The sequence below is a fragment of the Lentibacillus sp. CBA3610 genome, assembly GCF_013373365.1.
Classification (GTDB): Bacteria; Bacillota; Bacilli; order Bacillales; family Amphibacillaceae; genus Lentibacillus.
Genome location: NZ_CP035925.1, coordinates 1,370,908 through 1,394,947, shown reverse-complemented (window position 1 = coordinate 1,394,947; position 24,040 = coordinate 1,370,908). Strand labels below are relative to the sequence as shown.

Genomic DNA, 24,040 nt, shown 5'->3' with positions numbered 1-24,040 from the left:
GAGCAATGCCTTATCTGATGTTGATATAAGCTATTTTAGCATTGATTATTGGAGGTCTCTTATTGCGATTATTTTCAACTATTCCTATATTATTGTTAATCCCTTCTATATTGATTGGCTGTGCAGATATTCCCGGACAGAATGAAGGGGGAACATTAAGTAAGAAACAAGTACTAAAATTAGATCCAGATGCAGACTTCTTTGAATATGATAATAAAGTTTATAAAACGGGTGTAGATTGGATCGAAGATGAAGAGTTGACCAAGGGTGAAAAAATAGGAGAAATATCAGAAGGAATGGCTAATAAATTACCTGTTGGTGCGAGTATCTTTGTACTAAAAGAAAGAAAAGACATTCTGATTGTTGAGTATGATGGAAAAGAAAAACGGTATTTGCTTCAAGCTGGTGAATAGCGAATGACTTCTAAGTCATAAGGGGAGGGAAAACAAATGACAAATGAAAAAGGCGATGTGGGTGAGCTGAAAAGTTCTTTGTTAAATCTTAGTCAGTACTCCAAAAAGAAAAAAGGCTTTGCTAATGAATTGAGAAGATTGATTATAACTATTGGTCTTTTTTTAATTATGCAGATAATCTTTATTGCTATTGACGGGACATTTTTGGAACCGAATTTTAACAGAATTGGTAATTTTGCAAGTGGTTTAGCAGATGCACAATTTTTTAAGATATGGTCATTTCTTTATGATAATCCAATTTTTAGACTCATTACACCTATTGCAATACTTCATATAATCTACGTTTTAATAAAAACCGCAGTTCTTGGATTTAAGGAAAAGGATACGAAACCCAGTTAAGCAATCGGGCGCTAATCAGGAACACTTATTTGTGAATCGAAGTTGTTACAGGGAATCCCACAATTGAATCGTATGTGGAGAGGGGGAAGTTATAGGCTATGAATTCAGCTCAGTTTATCATATCTATTATATTTGTTTTTCCAGCTGTTTCTCTTATAATGGGTGCTCTTGGATATTATATCTTTAAAAATATTTATATAACACCGATAATTATTGCGATGGTCACAGTGATAGCAATCTTTACGGTATTTAATTATACATTCTGGTTTTGGGCAGCCTTGTATACATTATTATCATTTTTATCTGGATTAATTGTTAAATTATTATTTTCAAAAAAGCCAACCTGAAAACACCTTATATCTAAACCCAATCGGCCGCTTTCCTTAAATAAAAAGACGCCTTTAGAAGAATTAAATATCAAGGGGTTTCAACGATGAATGTTTATTATCAAAGTTATTTAAAGTCGCTTAAAAAGAACTTTATGTTAGTAATAATGGCATTGGTTTTGCTAATTCCAACCTTTTTTATATGGGCTGGCGTTCCCTTCTTTATCATTGGAGTAGCAGTGGAAAATATAACCACTAACCCATTTCTGGTTTATATAAGTATTTCACTTTCGGGAGGACTTCTGTTTTCTTTATACTTTGTGCCAACCAATTTAAAAGCTGCAAAAAATATGGCAGATAAAACGGGTTATGACGTGGTAAAATCACTTATTTGCATACAAACAATATTTATAATAGTATGTTCGGTAATTTTTGGAATGATCTCAAATATCATTGTTCCGTAATAGGGCGCGCTAATTGAATAAGAATGTGCTTTTCTTTAGGACGATTACTTTCGAACATAAAGGGGGGGTGTTTCTTGACCAAGGGATTACTTCACCATATTGAGATATACGTCACGGATTTAAAAAGGTCAGCTGAATTTTGGGGCTGGTTCCTTGAAGAACTCGGATATAACACTTTTCAGAAATGGGATGGTGGACAAAGTTGGAGATTAGACGACACCTATATCGTCTTTGTACAAACTGAGGAAAGGTTTCAGGATGTTCCATATCATAGGTGTCGGGTGGGTCTTAATCATATAGCATTTCACGCAGAGTCACGGCGACACGTCGATGAAATGACTGAAACACTAAATAATAAAGGAATTAATATTCTCTATAAAGATTAGCACCCATTTGCCGGGGGTGAAGACCATTATGCTCTTTATTTCGAGGACCCAGACAGAATAAAAGTAGAGCTTGTTGCACCGCAATAAAGCCTCTTCTGGAAAGTAGCAAAAAAGTATTGAAGTCGATCTTCCATTATGGGGTGCCAATCTGGAACAAAAATAGGCACAAGGGGACTATTATGAACTTAAAAAACGAACGTGATATCTTAAATTTAATTAGCGAAGATGATTGGATGATGGAGATCTTAGCGACAGTTAAATCTTTAAATTTGCCAGATTGGTGGATATGTGCCGGTTTTATACGATCAAAGATTTGGGATACTTTACACGGGTTTCGTGAAAGGACACGAGTACCGGATATTGATGTTATCTATTTTGATAATACAAATACAGATGAAGTTACTGAAAAAAGATTGGAACAAAAGCTTATTAAAATACATCCTAAGGAACCTTGGTCTGTCAAGAACGAAGCAAGAATGCACATTGCTAATGATATTGAACCTTATTCATCTTCTGTTGATGCCATATCGAAATTCCCAGAAACAGCGACAGCTTTAGGGGTAAAGTTAGATAAATATGATAATCTGATATTAGCTGCTCCCTATGGAGTTGAAGATGTTATCAATTTAGAGGTAAAACCAACCAGTTATTTCATAAATTCCAGGGGAAGGATATCCATTTATGAGGAACGGATGGTTAAGAAAAATTGGATTTCTAAATGGAATAAAATAAGGATTAAGCATATGAAAAATATGCTTGATTAAACCAACTAAGATAGTCTTGATTGTTCCATAATAGGGCGCCATTCCGGAATAAGACTTGGCGTCTGTTCCATACATATTGAACTTATATAATTGGATGTGAAACGAATGGAAATTATAAAAGGTAAAAGAAGTTTTGATTTGGATGAGTTTTTAAAGAAGCCATTGTTTGCTCATCTTTCAACATTTTCACCAGAAGGGCCAAGACAATCACCAGTGTGGTTTCTTTGGGAGAATAAATGTCTTTGGATTATAGGAACCCCTGAAGATACATTTCCCTTGAGGATAGATAAACATCCATATTGTGCTATCGGTATTGTAGATTTTGATTCTACTACAGGGAAAGTGTTGCACGCAGGATTTAGAGGAAAAGCAACCGTAAAACAATTTAATTTTGACTTAGCTAAACGGTTATTTACAAAATATTTGGGTTCAAATGAAAACAACTGGGATTCTAGGTTTAAAAATCAAGATCCTCAAAATGTGTTCATTCGTTTTGAGCCTGAAACCGTAGTGGTTAGAGATCAATCATATTCTCTTAACGATGAATGATGCTATCCTGTGTGGCAGGAGTTGATATTACCTGCTAACATAAAGTTTCACGATCTTCCGTAAACGGGCGCCGATCGACAAGTTCTGCTATAAGCGTATTCAAACGTGAAAGGCAGTAGATTATAAAATATTATTATCTAAACGTTACAACCGAGGATGGGAATGATGGAACCATGTTTCCTGAAACCATCCCGTCAATGCTCCTGCATGCGTCATGACTGACAGGTCATGGGGTTTGAAGTACAGGTAGATTCGGCAGAACGAAGGCTGGGGCCACTCCATGAGAGAAGGTATGCCGCACGGCTGAAAAACTGGATATGGTGAGAATGTTCTTAAGCGTGATTGGTGTAGATTAAAAATGCGCCCTCTGAAATACGCTATACCGAACAAGGGCGATATCCAGCTCACAGGCTTATAGGAAGCACCTACGTTCAGTATCGATAGCTATGTTGTAAGGGACTTGGGAAGCAAGGGACGTTTGAAACAAGGACTGTCATCCGAAACGGTACTATAAGGCATATGCCGAAAGGTATTTATCCTTGTGAAGGTAGGGGTACGACCTATGAATCTTCTGTAATGGAAGTGGAGGAACAGCCCCAAGTCTAGCGAATGGAACGATGGTTTTCCAAGCGTTTATCGCACCGATCGGGTAGGAACGTGGGATTTTCCACAGTGCGAGCTTCAAGGCAAGAGTTTTCTGTTTGGGCAATAGTTTTCCTCTTGTCTGAAGTTGACGAGGAACTTATCATTTATTACATATCGTTAGATGGAGCGTGGAGTGCGGGGAAACCTGCATGCTCCATGTGGAGCAGGGGAAAAGCTGGAGATAATTTCAAAGGCTTACCTATTGCTAACAGTTGGGGAATAAAGACCAGCGGCCAAATGCCATTGTAGTGCACGTTTATGTAACACGATAAGGTAGAAGGGAACAAGTGCCTGTCAGTTAGAGCATCGTTATTTGGTTCGTGTATAATACGGTTCATGAGCATACTGCTTAATAAAGTTATGGGCAGTCTGCTAGAATATATTCGAGAATGATAAAGGGAGGAAGTGCTATATGAGTCGACACATTGCAGTCCTTGTAACAGACATGGTAGAAGAAATTGAATTAACTGATCCTGTGAAAGCTTACAAAGAAGCTGGGCATACGGTAGATATTATCAGTAATGAAGCAAAAAAAACCATCAATGGCAAAAATGGGGACGAAATACAAGCAGATAGAGGCATAGATGAAGTAAATGCAAACGATTATGATGCATTACTCGTACCTGGCGGGTTTTCTCCTGACTTACTACGTATTAATCCGAAGAATAGTGAGTTTGCGAAAACATTTTTCCAAGATAATAAACCCATATTTTCAATTTGCCATGGTCCACAGTTTCTCGTTAATACAGACCAACTAAAAGGTAGAGAGCTAACAAGCTTTGTTTCCGTAAGAAAAGACTTGGAAAATGCAGGAGCAACTGTAAAAGATGAAGAAGTAATCGTAGATGGAAACCTTGTAACAAGCAGAACACCTGATGATCTTCCTGCATTCAATCGCGAATCTCTAAAGCTTTTAGAAAAATAATTCGTCGATCGTATAGGGGGGCTGTTAATCATGCAGCCTCTCTTTATTTTTTATTTGATAATAGATAAAGCGCTCATGCCCATCTGCCATGATCTTCCTCAAACGGGCGCAGTTGCGTAATAAAATTGTTTATAAATTGGGCGCGAAAATTGAACAATATGGGCTGGTTTCAGCAGCCATTATCTTGGTACTTAGTCCGTTATAGGGCAGTAGAGTTAAAATAAGATAAGTATCGAAAAGAGGGATGTTTATGGGGGAGTTTAACAGGCTAGAACCATTAAAAGCAGCACAGAAATTCATCAAAAATTATTTTCCAAATTGTGATGGAGCCTTATTGGCAGGAAGTGTTGTTCGTGGTGAAGCAACAAAAACGTCAGACCTTGATATAGTAATATTTGATGATACATATAGATCTTCTTATAGGGAGTCACTAATTGCCTATGGTTGGCGGATAGAAGTATTTGCGCACAACTTAAATTCTTATCAAGACTATTTTGAAAGTGATTTTAAAAGAGCTAGGCCATCACTTCCCCGCATGGTATCAGAAGGTACAATTCTGAAAGATAAAGGGGTAATTGATTCTATAAAACGTGAAGCAAAAGAATTATTATCTGAAGGTCCGGAAATGTGGTCGACTGATACTATAAATACGAAACGATACTTTATAACGGATACGCTTGATGACTTTATTGGTTGCAATAATAGAGCAGAAGAGATTTTCGTTGCTAATACGCTCGCTGAACTTGTCAGTGAATTTGTATTAAGGACAAATAATAAATGGATTGGTGCATCCAAGTGGGTAATACGTTCATTAAGGGATTACGACATAAATTTCGCAGAACAATTTGTTGAAGCTTTTGATGAATTTTATAAAAATGGGGTTAAAAATAAAGTTGTCACGTTGGTTGATGAAATATTGCATCCGTATGGGGGACGATTATTTGATGGCTTTTCTTTAGGTAAGGAATAATTTTTAAAAGCAATAGCAGCTAAAAATTGGAAACGACTATTCATTAATCGGGCGCGAGAACAGAATAAGAAGCGTGTCATTACTTGATTAATCGGACCGGATAATTGAATAAAAGAAGAACAATTTAATTGTCACTAATTTTTTGCGGAAAATAAAAAAAGCTGATCATGAGATCAGCTTTTTTGTAAATATTCTTTTTAATAACAATCCCACAAATAACCCCGGGAGTACACTCAACATTGGAATCCAGATAACTCCCAATAATTGGCCGAATAGCGTTATTTTTGATGAATAGATCGTTCCCACCGTCACAAAATAAGCTGAAAAAACAAATGGTAAAAAGGAAAAAGGTTCTTTTCCTCCACCTGCATCTTTATACGCATCCCACATCGCAAAAAAGTATAAACAAGGATAAAACATAAGCCACTGATAGTTTGCCTGTTCAACTGCCATTTCCACGTTCCCCTGAAAACTTAAAATAATAACTTCGTTAAAATTTCCCAGTACATTAATCAAAAACTCTAATAAAATCAATACCAATCCTTTGATATACATTTTATTTAATAATTGACCAAATCCCGGTAATGCGATGCTCCATAATAAGGCTTCAACTGCTTTCAAATACTAACCTTCCCCTGGTATTTATCAGTGATCGAGCTAAAAAAAAGAGGTTATTTTGTGCATTCGCAGGAATAGGAATGTAACGCATGATGTCACCTTCTTATTTATTTTTTTGTTTAATCCATTTTAAGATCAGCCTTTTTGTTTATCTTTCGATAATTTTTTACGGTCCTTAGTTCCAGGCGGTTGTTCCAACCAATTATGTTTAATCATGATATCAGCCCCGCTTTTGGCAAGCCGAGAAACCTCTAATGATAATCGTTCATAATTAAGCATCAAATCACTTCGTTGACTTGCAGATGCTGCTGTTGAATAATTCCCTATTCCAGAAGTAATAAGCAAATTCATGTGAAACATCATTAATTTATCTGAAAAGGTTTGGGTTGTGGAGTCACTTATGCCTATATTCGTCTGTGCAGGTTCAATATCATCTTTCATAAGTGAATCTGTAAAAATTTTTATATGCTTTTTCGAGATGTCTCTTCCACGAATCATGTAATCTTGTACATCTTTAGATGGTGATGTTTGAGCAAATGCAATGCATAGTTTCATCCCCATTGAATTTGTTAGTAAGTTCTGATATAAATGAGAAATCTCAACAGCATTTAATGGCCGTTTGTCATTGAAGGGGTTTAAACCGCTTAAATACTTTTTACTGTCAATATAGTCTGTTTCTTTAGGAACTTCAATATACGGATGTCTGGAAATTATTCCCTTGGAAAGACCAGTTTCGAGAGATTGTTTATAAAGGTTACTGGTTTCATTTAACGCCTGCACAAAATAGTTACATACATCATCCCGGTAACTCATAGAAACAAAACCACTGTATATTAACATTCCCGCCTTCGCCATATGATTCACATACATTAAACAAAATGTGTCTGAAAAAAGCCATGGCGCGTTCATGTTTACATCTTGTTCGGTAAACCCGTTAGGAATTGCGTATTTTTCTTTTTCAAATGTAACGAGTAGCTGTTCCAAGTGATTGGATGATATGTCGTAGGCGTATTGAATAACAGGTTTTATGTCTGGATCCTCAATATGCTTTAGCATGAAACCTAAGATACATTTAGACATGCTATCGTTCATATAACCCGTCCAAAGAGAACCAATTTCGGCAGATGTTATATTAATTTTTCTTTCATTCATTGTTTAGCCTCCTTAAAAGCATGCTGAGATAGGTTTATTATTAGCATAAAAGTGGATTTTATGAATGAATCAAACTGGGTTATGGAAACGATTCGAAAAGTGAAAGGGATGTAGAAAACAAAAAATCAATCCCCTTGTTTCATTGGGAAACCCATGTGCAATACTAGTCCGTTAAATGCTGATTTTATCTATAATGAATATTTAATGAGGGGAGGTAAAAAATAACCGTAAATAGGATGTTTGGAGGAAACAACATGGAAAATCCTAAGAATAAGTTAACATCTATAGAAATTGGTTCTCTTTGGTCGACTTATATGAGTGCAAGTTTATCTCGGCGTGTTCTGCAGCACTTTACTGAAAAAATGGTGGATAAAGAGATGCAACAAATAATAGAGAACGCATTTAACCTCAGTGTCCAACATCTTCAATCCATTGAAGAAATTTTCAAAAGTGAGGGATATCCCATCCCTGAAGGGTTTACAGAGGGTGACGTGAATCCGGATGTGCCCCGTTTATTTTCTGACACCTTTTGTTTGGTCTACGTCAAGCATATGGCGAACTATGGATTAAGAAATTATGGAACGTATTACTCCTATTCCTCAGATCAAAGAACATTAAATTTTTTTGAACAAGCTCTGATGAAAACAATAAAGTTACAGGATCAATCGACGAAATTAATGTTAGATAAGGGTGTGTATTCTCATGCCCCAAAATTTTCGTATCCTGAACATTCAAGTTTTATACAAGACGAAAAGTATTATTTGAATATCGGTCTTTTCACAAATGATAGGCCCTTAAATGCCGTAGAGATCAGACATCTTTATAAAAGCACCATAACGAATACTATTGGAGGTTACTTATTGTTAGGCTTCAGTCAGGTTGCCGATTCCCAAGAAGTCAGAGACCATATGCTGAAAGGGAAAGGCATTACAGACAGCCATAGAGAAACTTTAAATCAAAAAATAAAAAACGAAAACCTTGATCCTCCTTCTTTTCCGGATTTTGAAGTGACCGACTCGACCATTTCACCTTTCTTAGACAAATTGATGATGGGGCATGTTGCATTTCTTGCTGGCATTGGCATTTCTGATTATGGTATAGCGATGGGACAATCTCAAAGATCTGATTTAGCTTTTCTGTTTGGAAAGTTAATAACAGGATCCGAACGTTATGCAAAAAATAGTGCAGAGTTGGCTATTAAGAATAAATGGCTGGAACAGCCACCTCAGTTTTCCGATGTTCAGCGTTCCTTATAATCGAATGAACCCCTCTTTTTTAAGTAAAGTACTGGCCAAAGCTGGATAGAAAACTCTAATTTCAGTGGGTCCGTTTAAAAATAATAGAATTGGGAGGCGATCTGTCATACGGAGTAAAAAAGGGAAGGGTGAGGCGATATGAATGGAAAAATTGCTTTGGTCCATCGCACTCCCCGGATTCGGTCAGCTTTTGAACGGGAAACACATCAAAGGGATTCTGCTCATTATCTTTGAATTCATAATTAATATCCAGACAAATTTTAATCAGACAATCCTCTACAGTTTCCAAGGAGATATACAAACAGCAATAGTGCAAGCCAATTATGGATGGTTGATGTTTTATTGTCCCTGTCTGTTACCTTTTTACGATGTGGGATGCCTTTAAGGATGCAGAAGAAGGACAATCACGTTTTGCATTTTTACCGTTCGTATTTTCGGCTTATTTTGTAACTGTTGGTCTAATTTACTCTACGACATTGACATTGTTTGGTGTGCTTTTCGGACCTGTATGGCTACCGATGTTGTTTGTGATACTGGGTGTGTTGGTTGGATTCATTGTGCAAAAGGTTATGCTGTACGTATCAGAACAATGAAAGATGGAGATGTGATGCCAAGCTCAATCTTTTTGATTATCCCCTTTTCATTCTGCAGTAATATCCAAAAAGACTATTTAAGAAACGGGCGGCGCGCTTGTTTAACAAGTTGTCCTTTAAAATTGGACCATATTATGTAGGAGTTTTCATTTTTGAGTGAAGGAATCTTTTTTGATGGTTTAATTGAGGATTTAAGACAGTAAAGCAAAGTGGAGGGGCTGATTCTCCACTTTTGTTGACTAAATAATATTCCCGACATAACAGCCCTAAAAAATAGGGGTAATTGGTATTATTTTTATTATTTCTGGTACTAAGTGGTGGCAAAAACAAAAGGAAGGGATTAATAAAAGGAATAGAGAGTTTCAAACAGAACAAAATAAAGGAATTTAAGTTGAGAATGAGAGGAATAACTACAAAGAATTTGTTCTCCAATCGGGCGCATATCAGGAATAAGAATACGTTACATTCTTGGCTCATGGGCCAGATAGTTGAATAAGATATGTTAAAAATAAATGGATTGGTATTTAAATTGAATTCATAAAAAAAACAGTACTCTAAATAGAGAAAATGATAAGCTTTTAATGATAGCTGAGGAAGAAAAGTAGTTTAACTTAAGTAAGGAAGGAGGTGAGGGGTTGTCGCCTTTTTTTATTGTTGATTTTGGATTTTTTTCAGGAGCATCAGCCATCCCGGATACAAAAATATTCTAGTAAGCGAAAGACATTTAAACTGTAAAAAGGAAAGAGGGGCCTGTTACCTTTTCTTTCCTTTTTGCTGAAGCACATGATCTACTCTGTATTCGCTTGCTGAATTTGCTGTAATAAATTTGTGAAGTCGAAAAGGGTCTTCGAAAATTCCTCTTCACTGAGACCACTCTTTTTAATAAGCTTACCGGGAATTTCCGCTGCCGTTTCCTTTAATTGTTTTCCTTCTTCAGTTAAGGAAATTAATACACGCCTTTCATCATCGGGATCCTCGTCGGTATGTTAACGCTCTTCTGTAGGCGCTTGAGCACTGGGAAAGTGTTCCGGAATCGAGAAAAAGACTGTCTCCCAACTCCTCATTGTACAGGATTCTTTTCCCACAAAACAAGCATGACAAGATACTGTGTATAAGTTAAATTGAGTTCTTCCAAAAACGGACGATACAATTTATTGATTTCTCTTGATAATGAATAGATAGAAAAACACAGCTGGTTGTTTAATTTTATTGCTTCATCTTTCTCCATAACATTCTTCCTTCAGTCCTCTCTATTTTAAACTATAATGAAGTTCATGAAATGTCAAACTGTTTTTTGACGAGAGGAGAACTTTTATGTTTTATAGCATTGCACAATTAGATTGGGCACAATTAAATTAAGCAAAATAAATTGAAGGTGATAACATGAAATGCTTTATATACTGCTTCATCCACTGTCAGAGGTGGACGTAATGGGCGTGTGAATTTCAAGATGATAAGATAATTGATATGCCAATAGTACTAAATCACTTGGCGTGCTGGGAAGGACCAATCCGGAACAATTATTTCTGCTGGTATGCAGCCTGCTTTGACAGTGCGTGAATTTGGCTGCCAGAAAAGCAACGAACTAAAAATTGGCGAAACAGAGAAAGCGCAAGTATCAATAGGAAAAGATACCGGTGGAGGTTTCGCTCTTACTGTTGCATTGGATGTTAAAATTCCAGGGGTTGAACAAGAAGTAGCTGAACAACTTGTTGAATCCGCCCATCAAATCTGTCCATACTCCAAGCAACCCAGGGATAATATGCAGTCGAACTTGAAGGCTAAAGGGGTGAAAGATAATGACATTAAAAGAAAAATTAAAAAATAGTCAGATCTATTGGCAAAGCGCCAAAAAGGGATGCCAACCAAAAGAGAATTTACATTTAAAGACAGTTCCTGTACCACAACCGAAGAAGGAGAGTTCTTGTTTAAAACAATCTATTTATCTGTTGATCCGTATATGAGGCAGGAATGGATAATGCAAAATCGTATGTGAAACCTTTCGAATTAAAATGAGAATGATCTGTGGCGGAATTATTGGAGAGGTCGTTTTGTCTGATTCAGATCAGTTAAGCGTCGGTGATAAAGTAGTCGGGACGCTCGGATGGCAGCGATATAACGTTATTCAGGAATCCAAGGTACGTAAAATTGATGAAACAATCGCTCCTCTGACCGCATACCTGAGTGTCCTTGGCTTAAACTGGCTGAACTGCTTATTTTGGTCTGCTTGATATTGGTCAGCCAAAAGAAGGGAAACAGTGTTTTATCCGGTGCAGCAGGAGCGGTTGTATGATCGTTGGACAGATTGCCAAAATTAAAGGAGCTCGAGTTGTCGGAATTGCTGGTTCCGATGAAAAGACAACCTATTTAAAGCAGGAACTTGGCTTTGACGAAACGATTAACTATAAAACCTCTCCAAATATGGAACAGGCGCTTGAGAAAGCCTGTCCAAATGGAATAGATATATATTTTGACAAATGTCGGCGACCCAATTTTCTGACGCAGCGATAAATCTATTAAATGAATTTGCACGCATCCTCTTTGCGGTGCGATTTCGTCTTATAACCCGGACTGACGGTGATCTAGGTCCAAGAATTCAGACAAAACTCATTAGAGCCGTGGATTGATCAAGGCTTTATCATTGTGACTATGCTGAACCGTTTCAGTGAAGGTATCCGAGATCTTTCAGCTGGTTAGCCGAGGGAAACTGAATAATGAAGAAAATATTGTGGAAGGATTTGAGAACGTACCAGAAGCTTTTCTCGGTTGTTTAAAGGGTGAGAATCTTGGCAGCAACTTATAAAAGTCGATGAATAACGAATTAGGAATAAAGGAAATGGCATGATGAAGGAGGACCCAAATTGAAAGCAGTATATTGAAAATACGGCGGGGATTTGATGAGTTAAAGTATACGAAATAGACGAACCAAATTTGAAAGAACAATGATGTTTGATTGAGAATAGCAGCTACGTCCGTAAACCCCGTGATTGGAAAATACGTGAGGGGTATCTGAAAAGGAATGCTGGATATAACTTTCCGCTTACTCTCGTTTGGATGCCGCAGGAAAACAATAAAGAGGTAGGAAAAAGTGACGAAATTCAGGGTCGGAGACAAGGTATTTACCCGGCCGGATATAACCCGTAATGGAACCTATGCGGATATGTAGCGTGATGAAAAACCCTTGTTGCAAAAAAAAAACCGGAAAATCTATCTTTTGAAGAAGCTGCATCAATTCCGCTTGTTGGATTAACATCGTGGCAATGTCTTGATGACTTTGCTGACATCAAACAAGGTGACAAAGTGTTAATTCACGCTGGATCAGGGGAAGTTGGAAGTTTTGCCATCAACTCGCAAAATCCTTGGTGCCTGGTGGCACGACTTGCAGCACGAAAAATGTTGAATTTGTAAAATCGCTGGGGGCAGACAAAGTTATTGATACCGCCAACGAAAGATTTCACACAGGTTCTTGCCCGATATGGACATTGTGTTTGATACGCTTGGCGTGACATCCAGACGCAAGTTATGATGTGTTAAAAGAAAGGTGTTCTGGTTTCTATTGCTGGGTCAGCCTGATCAGAATAGCCATACGAAAAAGGTGAAAGCGGGCTATGTTTTCCTTGAACCTGATGGTGAACAGCTTGCCAAGATCGGGGAAATGACTGAACAAGGAAAGATCCGCGCAAATGTAGGGACAGTTATGAAACTTGAGGAGATTCAAGAAGCCCACCGATTAAGTGAAACACATCATGCCAAAGAAAATTGGTCCCGTGTGAGTAAGAAAGTGCACAGATTTACTAACGATTTTCATGGCAAAGGAGTGACATCGCCAACGATTCACCGTATGGCTTAGGCGGAGCCGTCCATTCTTATTCCTTAGAACATGGGGTAAACATCGCTAGAAGAACTTCAATATCGTATGGTTCATGTCAATGATCACCGTTAATGACGAGTTCCACGTCCCGTTTGGCGGAAAAAGAATCAGTCCTTGTCGATTTAATGGAACTGGATCTTGACGAATTCACAACAGTACAATGTATCTGTCCAACACGAAAGAACGCGATATGGTCTTATTTGATTAAGGGCTAGCGTGTAAAAATAGAATAAAGTCAATATCGCATCCATACTTGATGAATCGTATGATAGCGTATAAGAAGACTGCTTAATGAATTGATTCGATGTTTAATCCTATTAAGAAGAAGACAAATTTAAATATAGGATGAAAAGTAACCGCCCAGTTGAGCTGTGATTATATAAGAGGAGCTGTTGAATATGAAAGTTAGTGATCGGTGCATATGGACAAATTGGCAACATATTTATCTGTCCTGGACAAGAGCGACATCAAGCAAAGGCGGATGATTCGCAACGAAAATCAGGCGAAATGAACTAGAAACATTTAGGGGCGGAGGTTGTTGTTGCTGATTAGAGCAGATTTCTATGCTTTTGACGTTGCGAATGCGTGATTTTACCGCTGGTCCGGGCCATACCGTCCTTGAAAAAACGGAATTGGTGGATCGCCAAGGTGCTATGAAAGGCGTGAACGAGGCAGAAAATAATCATGTAAAGCGTTTTATCATGTCAGTTCGATGATGCTGATACCCCTGATAAATGGCCCGGAGTCCATGAAATATATTTCAAAGCAAAAAGCGATGCGGACAAAACCTGCAATCCAGTCATTTGAAATTATACCATTCTCCGTCCCGGAAGGTTATTAAACGAACCTGCCAATGGGACCATTACCGCGGCGGAACATATCGAAGACCGTCCAAATGGCATCCGCGTGCTGATAGCGCAAGTGCTGTCACTCACTAGATACAGAAATACATCCCATCGGGTTTGAAATTCTTGTCAAGGCGATGTTCCGATTGAAGAGGCACTAAGGAATGTCTAGAATTTGCGAGTAATGAAGTAATTTATATGATTGCGATGGTTGTTTTATTATAGGAGGTAACATTTATTTGTAAATAATCTTTTAAGTGAAGTTATAAAGGGGAGGCAAAAACATTGAATGAAAAATACTAGCTATTATTTGAATCCTTTTCTTTTCCAAATGGTACCCGATTGAAGAATCGTATGGTCATGGCCCCCATGACCAACTGGTCCTCAAATTCGGACGGAACGGTTTCTGATGATGAAGTGAAATATTATAACGTCGTCAAAAAGGCGTCAGCAATGGTCGTCAACAGCCTGTGCCAAATGTGACAGCAGGCGGCAAAGGCTTCTCCGGCGAAATTGGCGTGCACAATGATGATATGATCCCGATTAAGAAGGTTGGCGACAAACGATTCAAGATCAAGGCGCCAAAGCGGTCCTTGCAATTTATCATGGCGACGTGTGTCCACCGATAGTCCAAAATGGGGACATTGTCAGTGCTAGTGCAGTCTGGCAGGAGAGAAAGAACGATCGGTCCCCGTGCATTAGAGGATGGCGAAATTAAGGGAATCATTCATGCGTATGGGGAGGGCGCCCGTCGAGCCATTCAAGCCGGATCGACCGGGGTGAAATCCAATGGAGCGAATGGATACCTGATCCATCAGTTCTTTCTCCTCATCAAATCATCGTGACGACCACTGGGGTGGAAGCCTGAAAAAACGAATGAACTTTCACTGGCTGTCATCAAATGAGATCCAGAAAAACCCGTGGGTGACCACGCAAAAGATCCATTCATCGTGGGGCACCGGCTTTCTCCGGAAGAACCCCAAACTCCGGGTATTACAATGGCGGACACGTTGGAATTCGTCGATGTGCTATCCGATCAGGAACTGGATTACATTCATGTTTCACTAATGAATTTTTGGTCCCGTCCTAGACGAGGCTTGGCAGATACACGTCACGCTAAACATCAATCCAAGATCGTGTAGGGAACAAAGTCCCTGTGTCGGAGTAGGCTCCATCTACCTCAGCCGAGATGCCCGATCCGCCAATCCAAAGCGATGTCCTTTGCTAAGCTTTAGACGCGAACTTATATAGATCCTGACTGGTAGGCAAAATTGAACAAGGAAAGGCTCCGACATGAGACCATTTTAAGATACAAATGGTCAAGATCGCCTGTCGTACCGAACCCTCTTTGAAAGCGATATCCACACCCCTGGATGGTCCCTGGTGTCGATTAACAGATTAAATGCCTTCTTCAAAAAGCCACCTACAAAAAGGTGGCTTTCATAACGACATATACTCACAAACTGTATATTTACTGTATTCCTGGTAGATCCTTATCCAGTCTTCAGCCGTTCAAGATATCCGACATACCTTCTCTCGAAGAGCGTCTTCAAGTCTTCGTTCTGCCGAATCAACTGGCTTCATACCTCAAGAATAGATGCACTCAGGATTGTCACGAGATGAATTCGGGAAACGTGGGTCCCTCATTTCCACCCTCCGTTGTAAAGTTGAATCATTTGATCCATCATTCCGCGCTTCAAAGTGTATAGCATAACTTGTCCGTCGCCCCGTTGCGGAAGATAGTAATAATTCAGTATTAATTTGTTATGGCTACCAACTTTGTTTGTTAAAAATGACCTGACTTGATTGTACACGACAACAATAACCCATTATGGAAGGTTTTCTAAAGAAATTTACGGATGAATGGTAATTAAAATAAAGTATCTCAGCTAATACCAGCTAATAGGAGTCAATACTTAAGCCTAAAAAGTTCAAAAAAACATGTTACACTAAATGGACATACCAAATATCCTCTTTTATTTAACTGGAAGGATTTGAAATATGGTATTTCTAGTGTTGTTATTGATCAATAAAAGCTTCTTTATGTTTCAACATGTCATGGATCCAGTGGAGAAGCTTGTTTGCACAAGCAATGATAGCTACCTTATGCGGTTTTCCTTCCTCTCTTTTGCGATCATAAAAGGTTCTAAGCTTTGTGTTGCGATCTTTATTTATACCGCACTTCACCGCTGTATAAAGAGCTTGGCGTAATCTTGATGAACCTCTTTTCGTGATGCTATTGATGGTTGCTTTAAACTTACCTGATTTCAAAATACGCTAGATCAAATACCGACAATAGGCAACAAGCTTTTTGATGATTGAATGATCCAATGCTCCCCATCTCGGAGTAATTGTCCGCTGCAATTTTAACTTCCAATACCGGGATTGTCGTAATCAACTTAATATCTTCAAAGTGTTAGCCAGGGCATCTATCTCTTCTTCCAGCTTGGATAGATGCCTTTGGAATTGAAGAAGCATCTGAATGTACATATGCAGACTGACAAGATGGCCATGATATACATGGTGTTTAAAAGGGTTCCGTTCAGCCGAATCCTTTAACTGACTCGCCTTCTCCAAAAAACCATGCGTAAGAACGCTTAGGACCATTTTCACGTAACTCCCTGGCCAAATCATCCTGATTTGTGTTTTTGACATCGGAAGATGTTGGATAACGCTGTAACGTTGTTAACGAGATTTTGGAATAAAGGTCAGAAAAAACACCATGATATTCCGGGAAAATCTGATCCAGGGCAGCCTGAAACTGAAGTTTGATTTCGACATAGCTGTCTGTTAAAGCACTATGTTGCCTGGTTAATTGCCGCAGATTTAAATACTGCTCTGTTTTTCTCTGGAAAACTTCCAAATCTTCTTTGTAGTACAGCTCCCCTAGATGGAAGGCATCGGTTTTGTCCGTTTTCACTTTGCGTAGACTCGTTTTTCTGGCTTCATAGGAAACCACCGGATTGATTAAATAATACGTTACATCATGATTTTCAAGAAATTGAAGCACAGGCTCATGATAATGTCCAGTAGATTCAAAGATTACAGCTGGTGTTTGGCCAGAAACCTGTTCCATTTCTTGATAAAATCGATAAAAAGCATGAAGTCCCTGTAGATCATGAGCAAATTTAAAGCTCTGCTTATAAGTTTGTTTCCTTTTTAAAAAGGCTTGGACCTGGCTCTCCCCTTTTGCGATATCCAGGCCAATGACAGGATCCATTTTTTATCACAACTCCTTTAGTATATTTGCCGGTGCCCCTAACCAACCTTGTAGTTTCATAGCTTCGTGTGTTATACGGGATCATGTCCCAACCAGCCTCAAACATGTTTCTATAAGGAAGGGGTGACAGTATTACGGAACGGGATCAGTCCCACGGCGCGAGCGTCCTACCCGGCTCCCCAAGGATAAACTATTTAAAATAGGTCAGCCAGTACACGACTGACTACCATATAATACGAAGGCGCGAAATATGAAATCAAAGGTAGAAAAAACGCTACGGATAAAATATATTGTGAGCCTGTTTTTGGTCAGTCTTTGTTCAAAAACAGGCTATAGTTGTGTTGTTGAATCAGTGTTTATTAGCCCATTTAATCAAACTTTATTTTAATGCTACAGTTTTTATCGTACGATTAATGGGTCATATTACCGTTATCAATGACGAGTTCAGCACCTGTCACAGCTTTTGCATCATCACTTGCTAAGTAAACTGCACCATTCGCAATATCTTCTGGGTCAGCAATGTGATCTGGAAGCGGACTTGAAACTTTTGTCGTTTCCCAAAGCTCAGGATTTTCGTTAAATACTTTTTTCAACATGTCTGTCATAATGCCACCTGGAAATACGGAGCTACAACGAATGTTGTCTTTAGCGAAGTAATGTGCGACGTGTTTTGTTAATGAACGAACACTCCCTTTGGAAGCAGAGTATGCAGCATCGCCGCCATCAGCAGCACCTGATTTCAGACTTCCAATCGATGCAATGTTGACAATCGATCCGCTACCATTTTCTTTCATCTTTGGGATGCTTTTTTGAATGCCTAAGAGTGGACCGAGCGAATTGACTTGAATAGTTTTCATATATTCTTCTGGTTTTAACTCAAGCACGCCTTTTTTTGACATCATACCGGCGTTATTGACCAAAATATCGATTTTACCAAATTTTTCAACCGTCGTATCAACAACTTTTTGCCAGCCTTCTTCGTCGGTTACATCTAACTTTAAGGCAAGATTGTCATTTCCGTATTTATCGACTGTTTCGTTTAACTTTTCTTCGTTTAAGTCAACACCAACGACTTTCGCACCTTCTTCAACAAAGCGTTTAACGAGTGCTTCACCTAGCCCTTGTGCGGCCCCGGTAATAATGGCAACTTTACCATCTAATCTTCCCATTTAAGTATCACCCTTTTTGTATTTGATTTATTTCAAGTATGTTTTATTACATCTTAATGTTAACGCTTAAAAAAATGAAATAGCAATTTATTGATTTAGAACCACTTGGTGCAATGTAACATGAATACGCTGCATATTTTATTGAATGACGCTTTCAAAAATAGAGAAATAGTAGGTATGGACCTGTGCTTGTGCGAATCGTTCTTGACTCAATTGAAATGTGGTCACACAATTTCGGTACAGGTCAGGCAGGTTTAAGATTTTAATACTGAAGGATTATGTCGAGGAATCGAATGAGGAAGTAACTTTCTGAAAGGCTCTCCCTGCGTCGAATAGCAAGCTATTTAGTAAGAGATTTCGTGTTATATTCTCGGTTAATTGTTGCGAAGATTTACCATAACAGTCCTGCTGACGAACTTCTGAATGTATGGGTATAGAAGCGCATTATATAGAAATTTATTGTGATATAAAAGCGTTAAACAGAAAAATAGACATGAATGTTCGATCATTCTACAATTAAATTGTAAGTATAGTAGATTCAGTTGCCACCATAACAGCTAAATCGTAACGCTATAATACTAGGAGGCTATATTAATGAATCAATATCAGGTGTTAAATAAAAGTTTCATCAACGGCACATGGGTTGAGGGGAAGGAAAATAAAACTGTTGATATGATGAACCCATATGATAATGATGTATTGGCAAAAGTCAACCTTGCTTCCCATGATCAGCTTAATGAAGCCTTTGATGGTGCTAAAAAAGCACAAAAAGCCTGGGGTAAAGATGCAGAACTTCGCAAAGACGTGCTAACAAAAGCCATTCAATATTTTAAAGATCATAAAGATGATATCCAGGAAATCCTGACTCTTGAATCAGGCAGTACAGCTGTCAAAGCCAACCTGGAATTTGATTTAACGGTTGGAATTATTGAAGAGTCGTTAACGATGATCGATAAAATCGGTCAATTCGAGGAGAAACCATCAATTATTCCAGATAAAATGAATGAATTTTACCGGTTGCCAAAAGGTGTCATTTCATCAATTGCACCGTTTAACTTCCCGCTGTATTTATCGATGCGTACTATTGCGCCGGCGCTCGCACTTGGTAATTCGATCGTTCACAAACCGGATCTCAAATGCGGTCTTAGCTCCGGGTCTGTGATTGCCAAAGTATTTGAAGAAGCCGGTATGCCTGCAGGTCTATTCCAGTCGTTATTGACCAAATCAAGCGTGACTGGCGATACAATGTTCAACCATGAAGCTGCTAGCTTTGTTAGCTTTACTGGTTCCACACCTGTCGGTCGTCACATTGGCCAAGTTGCCGGTGAGCAATTGAAAGATGTCGCACTGGAACTCGGAGGCAACGGTCCATTCTGTGTCCTAAGTGATGCTGATATTGACAAAGCCGTAGACGCAGCCATCTTTGGAAAATATTTGCACCAGGGTCAAATTTGTATGATGATTAACCGTATCATTGTGCATGAAGATGCATATGATGAATTTGCGGAAAAATTCGTTGCTCGCTCCAAAGAAGTTAAATATGGCGACCCACGTGACCCGGATGTTGTCGTCGGCCCTCTAATCGATGAAAAGCAGATGGAGAAATCACTTGCTAATATTAACAAGGCAAAAGAATTCGGCTATGATATCTTGGTGGAAGGCAAACAGGTTGGCAATATCCTAACACCAACAGTCATTGGTAATGTTGAGAATGCCAGTGAGCTGGCCCAAACAGAAATGTTTTCACCAATTGCGCTTCTGGTTAAAGCCTCTTCAGACGATGATGTCATCAACAAGGCTAATGACACTGAATATGGCTTAAGCTCAACCATCTTTTCGGAGGATATGGAAAAAGCACGTGAATATGCAATTGACTTAAAATTCGGCATGACGCACATCAATGATCAACCTGTCAATGATGAACCAACTGCCCTCTTCGGTGGCATGCGCCAAAGTGGTATCGGTCGTTTCGGCAGCCCATTTATTGTTGATGAATTCACAGAAGGCAAGTGGATTTCGGTGCAGAAGAATGCGCGGGAATTTCCGTTTTAATGAATGGTTATATTGCAGCGGATTTTCATGAAGAGCTGAATTAACCGGACTTGGTGTATCGAACGTCCAAACAGCCAAACCTTCACGTTTATGCAGTCACAGTCCTTTGCAAAAACGTGTATAAAAGTAAATCCCATTCATGCACCGCTTGGATTATATTCTGAGCGGTGTTATTTTTTTAATGAGTTAAAGATTATAATAATCAGCAAACGGGTCATATCTTGGAATAATAAGCTTTATTTATGGTGCGTTCTATTAGGAATTACTGTCGAAAATATTACCAAAAAAGATGCCATCATTAACTTGGCATCTTTTTGACATTGAAGGATTAAACCACTTCAACAGATTAACTTTGGGCATTTATAGTGTATGGGCTTTTAAAAAATATATACAATTCTAGTTTAAAAAATTAAAGTTGGAAGTAAGGGCTATTTTGAGGGAGTATGTAGCCTTAATAATGTTAAATATTCAACAAAAGTACAATTAGCGGCCTTGGTTCATTTCCTTCTTGATTAGCCTGAAAAAATCCGAGTCTAAATTTAATGCCTTTGCATGACCAAAAATTTCAACCAGAAAGCTCATACTATATCTAAATTCAAATCAGACGTCTTTTTCCATATCATCGATTGTTAATGTTCGATTAAGTTTATTTTCAGATTCAAAAAAAAGTATGTACGTGGTTTACTCAAAAGAGTCATTGTTCCCTTCAACTCGGCCTTATTTCTTAGAATATAATGCATTATAGCACCGGCGAACCGTCCGCATCAGCAAAATTCATCCGCGACTAAGCCTTTAAACAGTGGATCGCATAACTGTTATTTCACAGATTGAGTAATGAATATCTTCTGGAGGTGAGTAAAAAATATGACAAGCATGAAATAAATAACGAAGGATGATAAGTATGGACCAAACACAACATAATGCGGGATTAAATTCCTCGGAGCTTTCGCAGCTCTGGGTGGCGTATATGCAGGACAGCATTACCATTTGTACTATGAAACATGCTATGCAAGTTGTTGAAGACGCTGATATTCGCCCGGTAGTCAAGCAAGCTTTAACAATTTCACAAGCCCATATCCCCAAACTCACTGTTTTTTTTCAATCTGATAATCGCCCCGTTCCTGTTGGTTTTACTGATCAGGACGTGGATTTAAAGGCACCGCGATTGGTTTCTGATCAATTTATATTAAATATCATTAAGCAAACCGGCCAACTGGGGATGCAGGAGTATGCCCAAGCGATAGCCTTCTGTGCGCGGCAGGATGTCCGAGAGTATTTTTCAGAATGTCTGAATGAATCCACGCAACTTCATGACCAGGCTATGAACGTATTGTTGTCGAAAGGGATTTATGTTCGTTCCCCTTTTATCAACACGCCGGATGAGGTGGACTTTGTCACGAAACAAAATTTTTTGGCGGGATGGTTCGGGCAGCAAAGACCTTTACTGAGTCTGGAAATCTCTAATCTTCATGCGAATACACAACGAAATGCACTTGGGATGCATTTATTAACCGCTTTTAACCAGGTTGCAAAATCGAATGACGTGCAGAAGTACTTCAAACGAGGTAAAGAAATAGCATCGAGACACGTACAAGTCTTCACAACGAAGTTACAGAAAGAGGGCTTGCCTGCCTCCATGTTTTCGGATGAACCGGTGACCAATTCAACCGTCTCACCATTTTCAGATAAGATGATGATGTTTCAGGTTCTGGCACTGAACCAGCTCGGTGCAGCTTATTACGGAACTTCAGTGTCAACCACTTTCAGACGTGATCTAGCAGTGCTTTACTCGCGCCTCGCGCTAGAGATTGGTAAATACTCCGAAGATGGGGCAAATATTATGATTGATAATGGGTGGTTGGAAGAGCCGCCACGTTTGATTGACCATGATCAATTAGCAAAAAACAAGGGATAGGTCTTATTAATGTAAAAATGCTATGGAGGAAGAACCACTTCAAGTGCAAAATAGGGAACAGCCAGCAAAAAATGATATTATTTATACATAACTGTCCCTACGATGGTTATTGTGTGGTTACTTTAATTTAATCAGAGGTGATCCATTTTGTTTACTTAAAACTAAACAATAATAAAAAAAGCATGGCACATCACCTAATCGGTAAGTACCAGATCTGAATATTACTTCGTTATTCTGATATTCCTTGAGACGTCGTAGGACATGCTACTTTGTTACGGTCCCAAAAATGGGATATTGTCCCAGTTTCTTTTAACGACAAATGTTTTGCTTTCTGATCTACAGAACGATAGGAAATCTTTTTAATTCTTGTCTTATCCAATGATTTAAAGAAGGATGTCAACAACATATTTGCACTTGGTGATTTGACGTCCTTAGTTAAGCATTAAAAAATAGGCGGCAAATAACAGAGCAATTACAATTACTAGTATACCAGTCAGGACAAGGGTTATTTTCGAGCTATGGAAAGTCTGGTTGTTGATAGACTTTGCTTTTTTTGTATATCCGATTAAAGCCAGAACGATCGTAAAAATTGCCAGTCCGACAGAGGCCAGTCCGACTATGTTTGCCAGCATATCAGTCTCCGGTGAATGTGGTGAATCTGTCACATAATGCATATTCGTGACCAGAAAACCAACTCCCATAATGGCTATAGCTGTTCGCAGCCAAGCCAGATATGTCCGTTCATTTGCCAGATGTTGTTGAATATACTTGGATTCCGATGTTGGTTTATCTTTATTGATTTGTTTTGATTTCCTATTTTTCATAATATCATCCTTGAGTTAAGTAACGTGTTTAACTCGACATTTCTATTCTTCCCTTTAACCCATGCTTTCAATTCTTGATTATTAACCCGGTTCTCGTGCAAGAAAGAAGCGGCCTTATAATAAAATAGTACGCTTCTGGTAATCCTTGAACTAAAGGAGGATTATAAAATGACAAAAATTAAATTAACCATGCTTGGAACCGGATCACCTGTGCCTTCCATAGAAAGATCTGCATCCAGCCAATTGTTAGAAATTAATAATATGCCACTAGCGTTGCATAAAAATTTCAAGTAAAAGTCAAGCATAATTATTATGTCAATATTATGAATGGTGGTAATTGCCCTTTTAGCTGGGCATAGATGAAAAGCCTGGTAAATGTCAGTACATCCAGCTTTTTAACATATCTGTCAATCGGTTCAAAGGCAAGTTGGGATTGAAAGTATCAGTAAATCCCAACTTTCAAGAAAGTTTGGTGACATACCATCTGAGATCTTCCAAGTTATCCTGCATCATTTGATTCAAAAGCTGCACCAAACACTTGGATCCAATAGGGCTGATAAGGCGCTTGGGAGAATTCATGTAATTGATTCATCAACGCTTTCCATGTGTCTTAGTCAATATGAATGGGCGGATTTTCGGGATACAAAATCCGGGGTAAAGATGCATACATCGATTGTCTTTTGC

The 24,040-nt window shown here is 38.6% G+C and carries 23 protein-coding genes and 4 pseudogenes; 20 read left to right on the top strand and 7 right to left on the bottom strand.

The window, feature by feature from the left end; all coding sequences use genetic code 11:
- Window positions 1–62 precede the first annotated feature (62 nt).
- From Len3610_RS07025 to Len3610_RS06985, 9 genes and pseudogenes are all read left to right on the top strand, one after another.
- Window positions 63–413: a hypothetical protein gene (locus Len3610_RS07025; RefSeq protein ID WP_176447316.1), complete on the top strand. Its 351-nt coding sequence runs from the start codon at window positions 63–65 to the stop codon at window positions 411–413.
- Between the two features lie 36 nt (window positions 414–449).
- On the top strand, window positions 450–812 hold the full coding sequence (locus Len3610_RS07020; protein ID WP_176447315.1) for a YfzA family protein: 363 nt from the start codon (window positions 450–452) through the stop codon (window positions 810–812).
- A 98-nt stretch (window positions 813–910) separates the two neighbouring features.
- Complete coding sequence (locus Len3610_RS07015; protein ID WP_176447314.1) at window positions 911–1,159, top strand: DUF2651 family protein; 249 nt, start codon at window positions 911–913, stop codon at window positions 1,157–1,159.
- An 86-nt stretch (window positions 1,160–1,245) separates the two neighbouring features.
- Complete coding sequence (locus Len3610_RS07010) at window positions 1,246–1,602, top strand: hypothetical protein (RefSeq protein ID WP_176447313.1); 357 nt, start codon at window positions 1,246–1,248, stop codon at window positions 1,600–1,602.
- A gap of 74 nt (window positions 1,603–1,676) precedes the next feature.
- Window positions 1,677–2,075 (top strand): annotated as a pseudogene (locus Len3610_RS07005) (VOC family protein).
- Between the two features lie 92 nt (window positions 2,076–2,167).
- Window positions 2,168–2,752, top strand: coding sequence for a nucleotidyltransferase family protein (locus Len3610_RS07000; RefSeq protein WP_176447312.1), 585 nt, complete (start codon window positions 2,168–2,170; stop codon window positions 2,750–2,752).
- Window positions 2,753–2,857: 105 nt separating this feature from the next.
- Window positions 2,858–3,301, top strand: a complete 444-nt coding sequence (locus Len3610_RS06995; RefSeq protein WP_176447311.1) for a pyridoxamine 5'-phosphate oxidase family protein — start codon at window positions 2,858–2,860, stop codon at window positions 3,299–3,301.
- Window positions 3,302–4,358: 1,057 nt separating this feature from the next.
- Window positions 4,359–4,871 carry a type 1 glutamine amidotransferase domain-containing protein gene (locus Len3610_RS06990; protein WP_010530576.1) on the top strand — a complete coding sequence of 171 codons (513 nt, stop codon included), beginning with the start codon at window positions 4,359–4,361 and terminating at the stop codon, window positions 4,869–4,871.
- Between the two features lie 250 nt (window positions 4,872–5,121).
- On the top strand, window positions 5,122–5,841 hold the full coding sequence (locus tag Len3610_RS06985) for a nucleotidyltransferase domain-containing protein (protein ID WP_176447310.1): 720 nt from the start codon (window positions 5,122–5,124) through the stop codon (window positions 5,839–5,841).
- Between the two features lie 165 nt (window positions 5,842–6,006).
- Here Len3610_RS06985 and Len3610_RS06980 read toward each other — a convergent pair whose 3' ends face one another.
- Complete coding sequence (locus Len3610_RS06980) at window positions 6,007–6,462, bottom strand: hypothetical protein (RefSeq protein WP_176447309.1); 456 nt, start codon at window positions 6,460–6,462, stop codon at window positions 6,007–6,009.
- A 132-nt stretch (window positions 6,463–6,594) separates the two neighbouring features.
- Window positions 6,595–7,611 carry a DUF3231 family protein gene (locus Len3610_RS06975; protein ID WP_176447308.1) on the bottom strand — a complete coding sequence of 339 codons (1,017 nt, stop codon included), beginning with the start codon at window positions 7,609–7,611 and terminating at the stop codon, window positions 6,595–6,597.
- A gap of 254 nt (window positions 7,612–7,865) precedes the next feature.
- Here Len3610_RS06975 and Len3610_RS06970 point away from each other — a divergent pair, with 254 nt between their 5' ends.
- Together Len3610_RS06970 and Len3610_RS20760 are read left to right on the top strand one after the other, a co-directional pair.
- Window positions 7,866–8,867 (top strand): DUF3231 family protein, encoded by a 1,002-nt coding sequence (locus Len3610_RS06970; RefSeq protein WP_176447307.1) that lies wholly within the window; start codon window positions 7,866–7,868, stop codon window positions 8,865–8,867.
- 142 nt (window positions 8,868–9,009) lie between these two features.
- A pseudogene (locus Len3610_RS20760) lies at window positions 9,010–9,460 on the top strand (hypothetical protein).
- A gap of 1,060 nt (window positions 9,461–10,520) precedes the next feature.
- Here Len3610_RS20760 and Len3610_RS20755 read toward each other — a convergent pair.
- A complete protein-coding gene (locus Len3610_RS20755) occupies window positions 10,521–10,688 on the bottom strand; it encodes a helix-turn-helix domain-containing protein (RefSeq protein ID WP_255259826.1) in 168 nt (55 codons plus the stop codon).
- A 324-nt stretch (window positions 10,689–11,012) separates the two neighbouring features.
- Between Len3610_RS20755 and Len3610_RS06960 the strand changes: the two genes are divergently transcribed.
- The 6 genes and pseudogenes from Len3610_RS06960 to Len3610_RS20745 all read left to right on the top strand — a co-directional run bounded on the left by Len3610_RS06960 (window position 11,013) and on the right by Len3610_RS20745 (window position 15,021).
- Window positions 11,013–11,288, top strand: coding sequence for an OsmC family protein (locus tag Len3610_RS06960; RefSeq protein ID WP_255259825.1), 276 nt, complete (start codon window positions 11,013–11,015; stop codon window positions 11,286–11,288).
- A 30-nt stretch (window positions 11,289–11,318) separates the two neighbouring features.
- Window positions 11,319–12,263: pseudogene (locus tag Len3610_RS06955) on the top strand (NADP-dependent oxidoreductase).
- 753 nt (window positions 12,264–13,016) lie between these two features.
- Window positions 13,017–13,310, top strand: coding sequence for a zinc-binding dehydrogenase (locus tag Len3610_RS06950; RefSeq protein WP_176447306.1), 294 nt, complete (start codon window positions 13,017–13,019; stop codon window positions 13,308–13,310).
- 584 nt (window positions 13,311–13,894) lie between these two features.
- Entirely contained in the window at window positions 13,895–14,047 is a 153-nt protein-coding gene (locus Len3610_RS06945) for a hypothetical protein (RefSeq protein ID WP_176447305.1), read from the top strand.
- A gap of 483 nt (window positions 14,048–14,530) precedes the next feature.
- A complete protein-coding gene (locus Len3610_RS20750; protein ID WP_369693684.1) occupies window positions 14,531–14,659 on the top strand; it encodes a hypothetical protein in 129 nt (42 codons plus the stop codon).
- Window positions 14,660–14,826: 167 nt separating this feature from the next.
- Window positions 14,827–15,021, top strand: coding sequence for an oxidoreductase (locus tag Len3610_RS20745; protein ID WP_255259824.1), 195 nt, complete (start codon window positions 14,827–14,829; stop codon window positions 15,019–15,021).
- 1,174 nt (window positions 15,022–16,195) lie between these two features.
- Here Len3610_RS20745 and Len3610_RS06935 read toward each other — a convergent pair.
- Together Len3610_RS06935 and Len3610_RS06930 are read right to left on the bottom strand one after the other, a co-directional pair.
- A pseudogene (locus Len3610_RS06935) lies at window positions 16,196–17,396 on the bottom strand (IS110 family transposase).
- A gap of 410 nt (window positions 17,397–17,806) precedes the next feature.
- Window positions 17,807–18,565, bottom strand: coding sequence for an SDR family NAD(P)-dependent oxidoreductase (locus tag Len3610_RS06930; RefSeq protein WP_176447304.1), 759 nt, complete (start codon window positions 18,563–18,565; stop codon window positions 17,807–17,809).
- A 594-nt stretch (window positions 18,566–19,159) separates the two neighbouring features.
- On the opposite strand from Len3610_RS06930, the gene Len3610_RS06925 reads away from it, so the two are divergent.
- A complete protein-coding gene (locus Len3610_RS06925; protein WP_176447303.1) occupies window positions 19,160–20,617 on the top strand; it encodes an aldehyde dehydrogenase family protein in 1,458 nt (485 codons plus the stop codon).
- A 483-nt stretch (window positions 20,618–21,100) separates the two neighbouring features.
- Here Len3610_RS06925 and sda read toward each other — a convergent pair whose 3' ends face one another.
- Window positions 21,101–21,199: a sporulation histidine kinase inhibitor Sda gene (gene sda, locus Len3610_RS21735; RefSeq protein WP_176447302.1), complete on the bottom strand. Its 99-nt coding sequence runs from the start codon at window positions 21,197–21,199 to the stop codon at window positions 21,101–21,103.
- Window positions 21,200–21,518: 319 nt separating this feature from the next.
- Here sda and Len3610_RS06915 point away from each other — a divergent pair, with 319 nt between their 5' ends.
- The gene (locus Len3610_RS06915) at window positions 21,519–22,532 is read left to right on the top strand and encodes a DUF3231 family protein (protein WP_176447301.1); all 1,014 of its coding nucleotides are present in this window, start codon (window positions 21,519–21,521) and stop codon (window positions 22,530–22,532) included.
- Between the two features lie 431 nt (window positions 22,533–22,963).
- On the opposite strand, the gene Len3610_RS06910 is transcribed toward Len3610_RS06915, so the two are convergent.
- Complete coding sequence (locus Len3610_RS06910; protein WP_176447300.1) at window positions 22,964–23,356, bottom strand: YidH family protein; 393 nt, start codon at window positions 23,354–23,356, stop codon at window positions 22,964–22,966.
- A 168-nt stretch (window positions 23,357–23,524) separates the two neighbouring features.
- Between Len3610_RS06910 and Len3610_RS20740 the strand changes: the two genes are divergently transcribed.
- Window positions 23,525–23,650 (top strand): hypothetical protein, encoded by a 126-nt coding sequence (locus Len3610_RS20740; protein WP_255259823.1) that lies wholly within the window; start codon window positions 23,525–23,527, stop codon window positions 23,648–23,650.
- Window positions 23,651–24,040 lie beyond the last annotated feature (390 nt).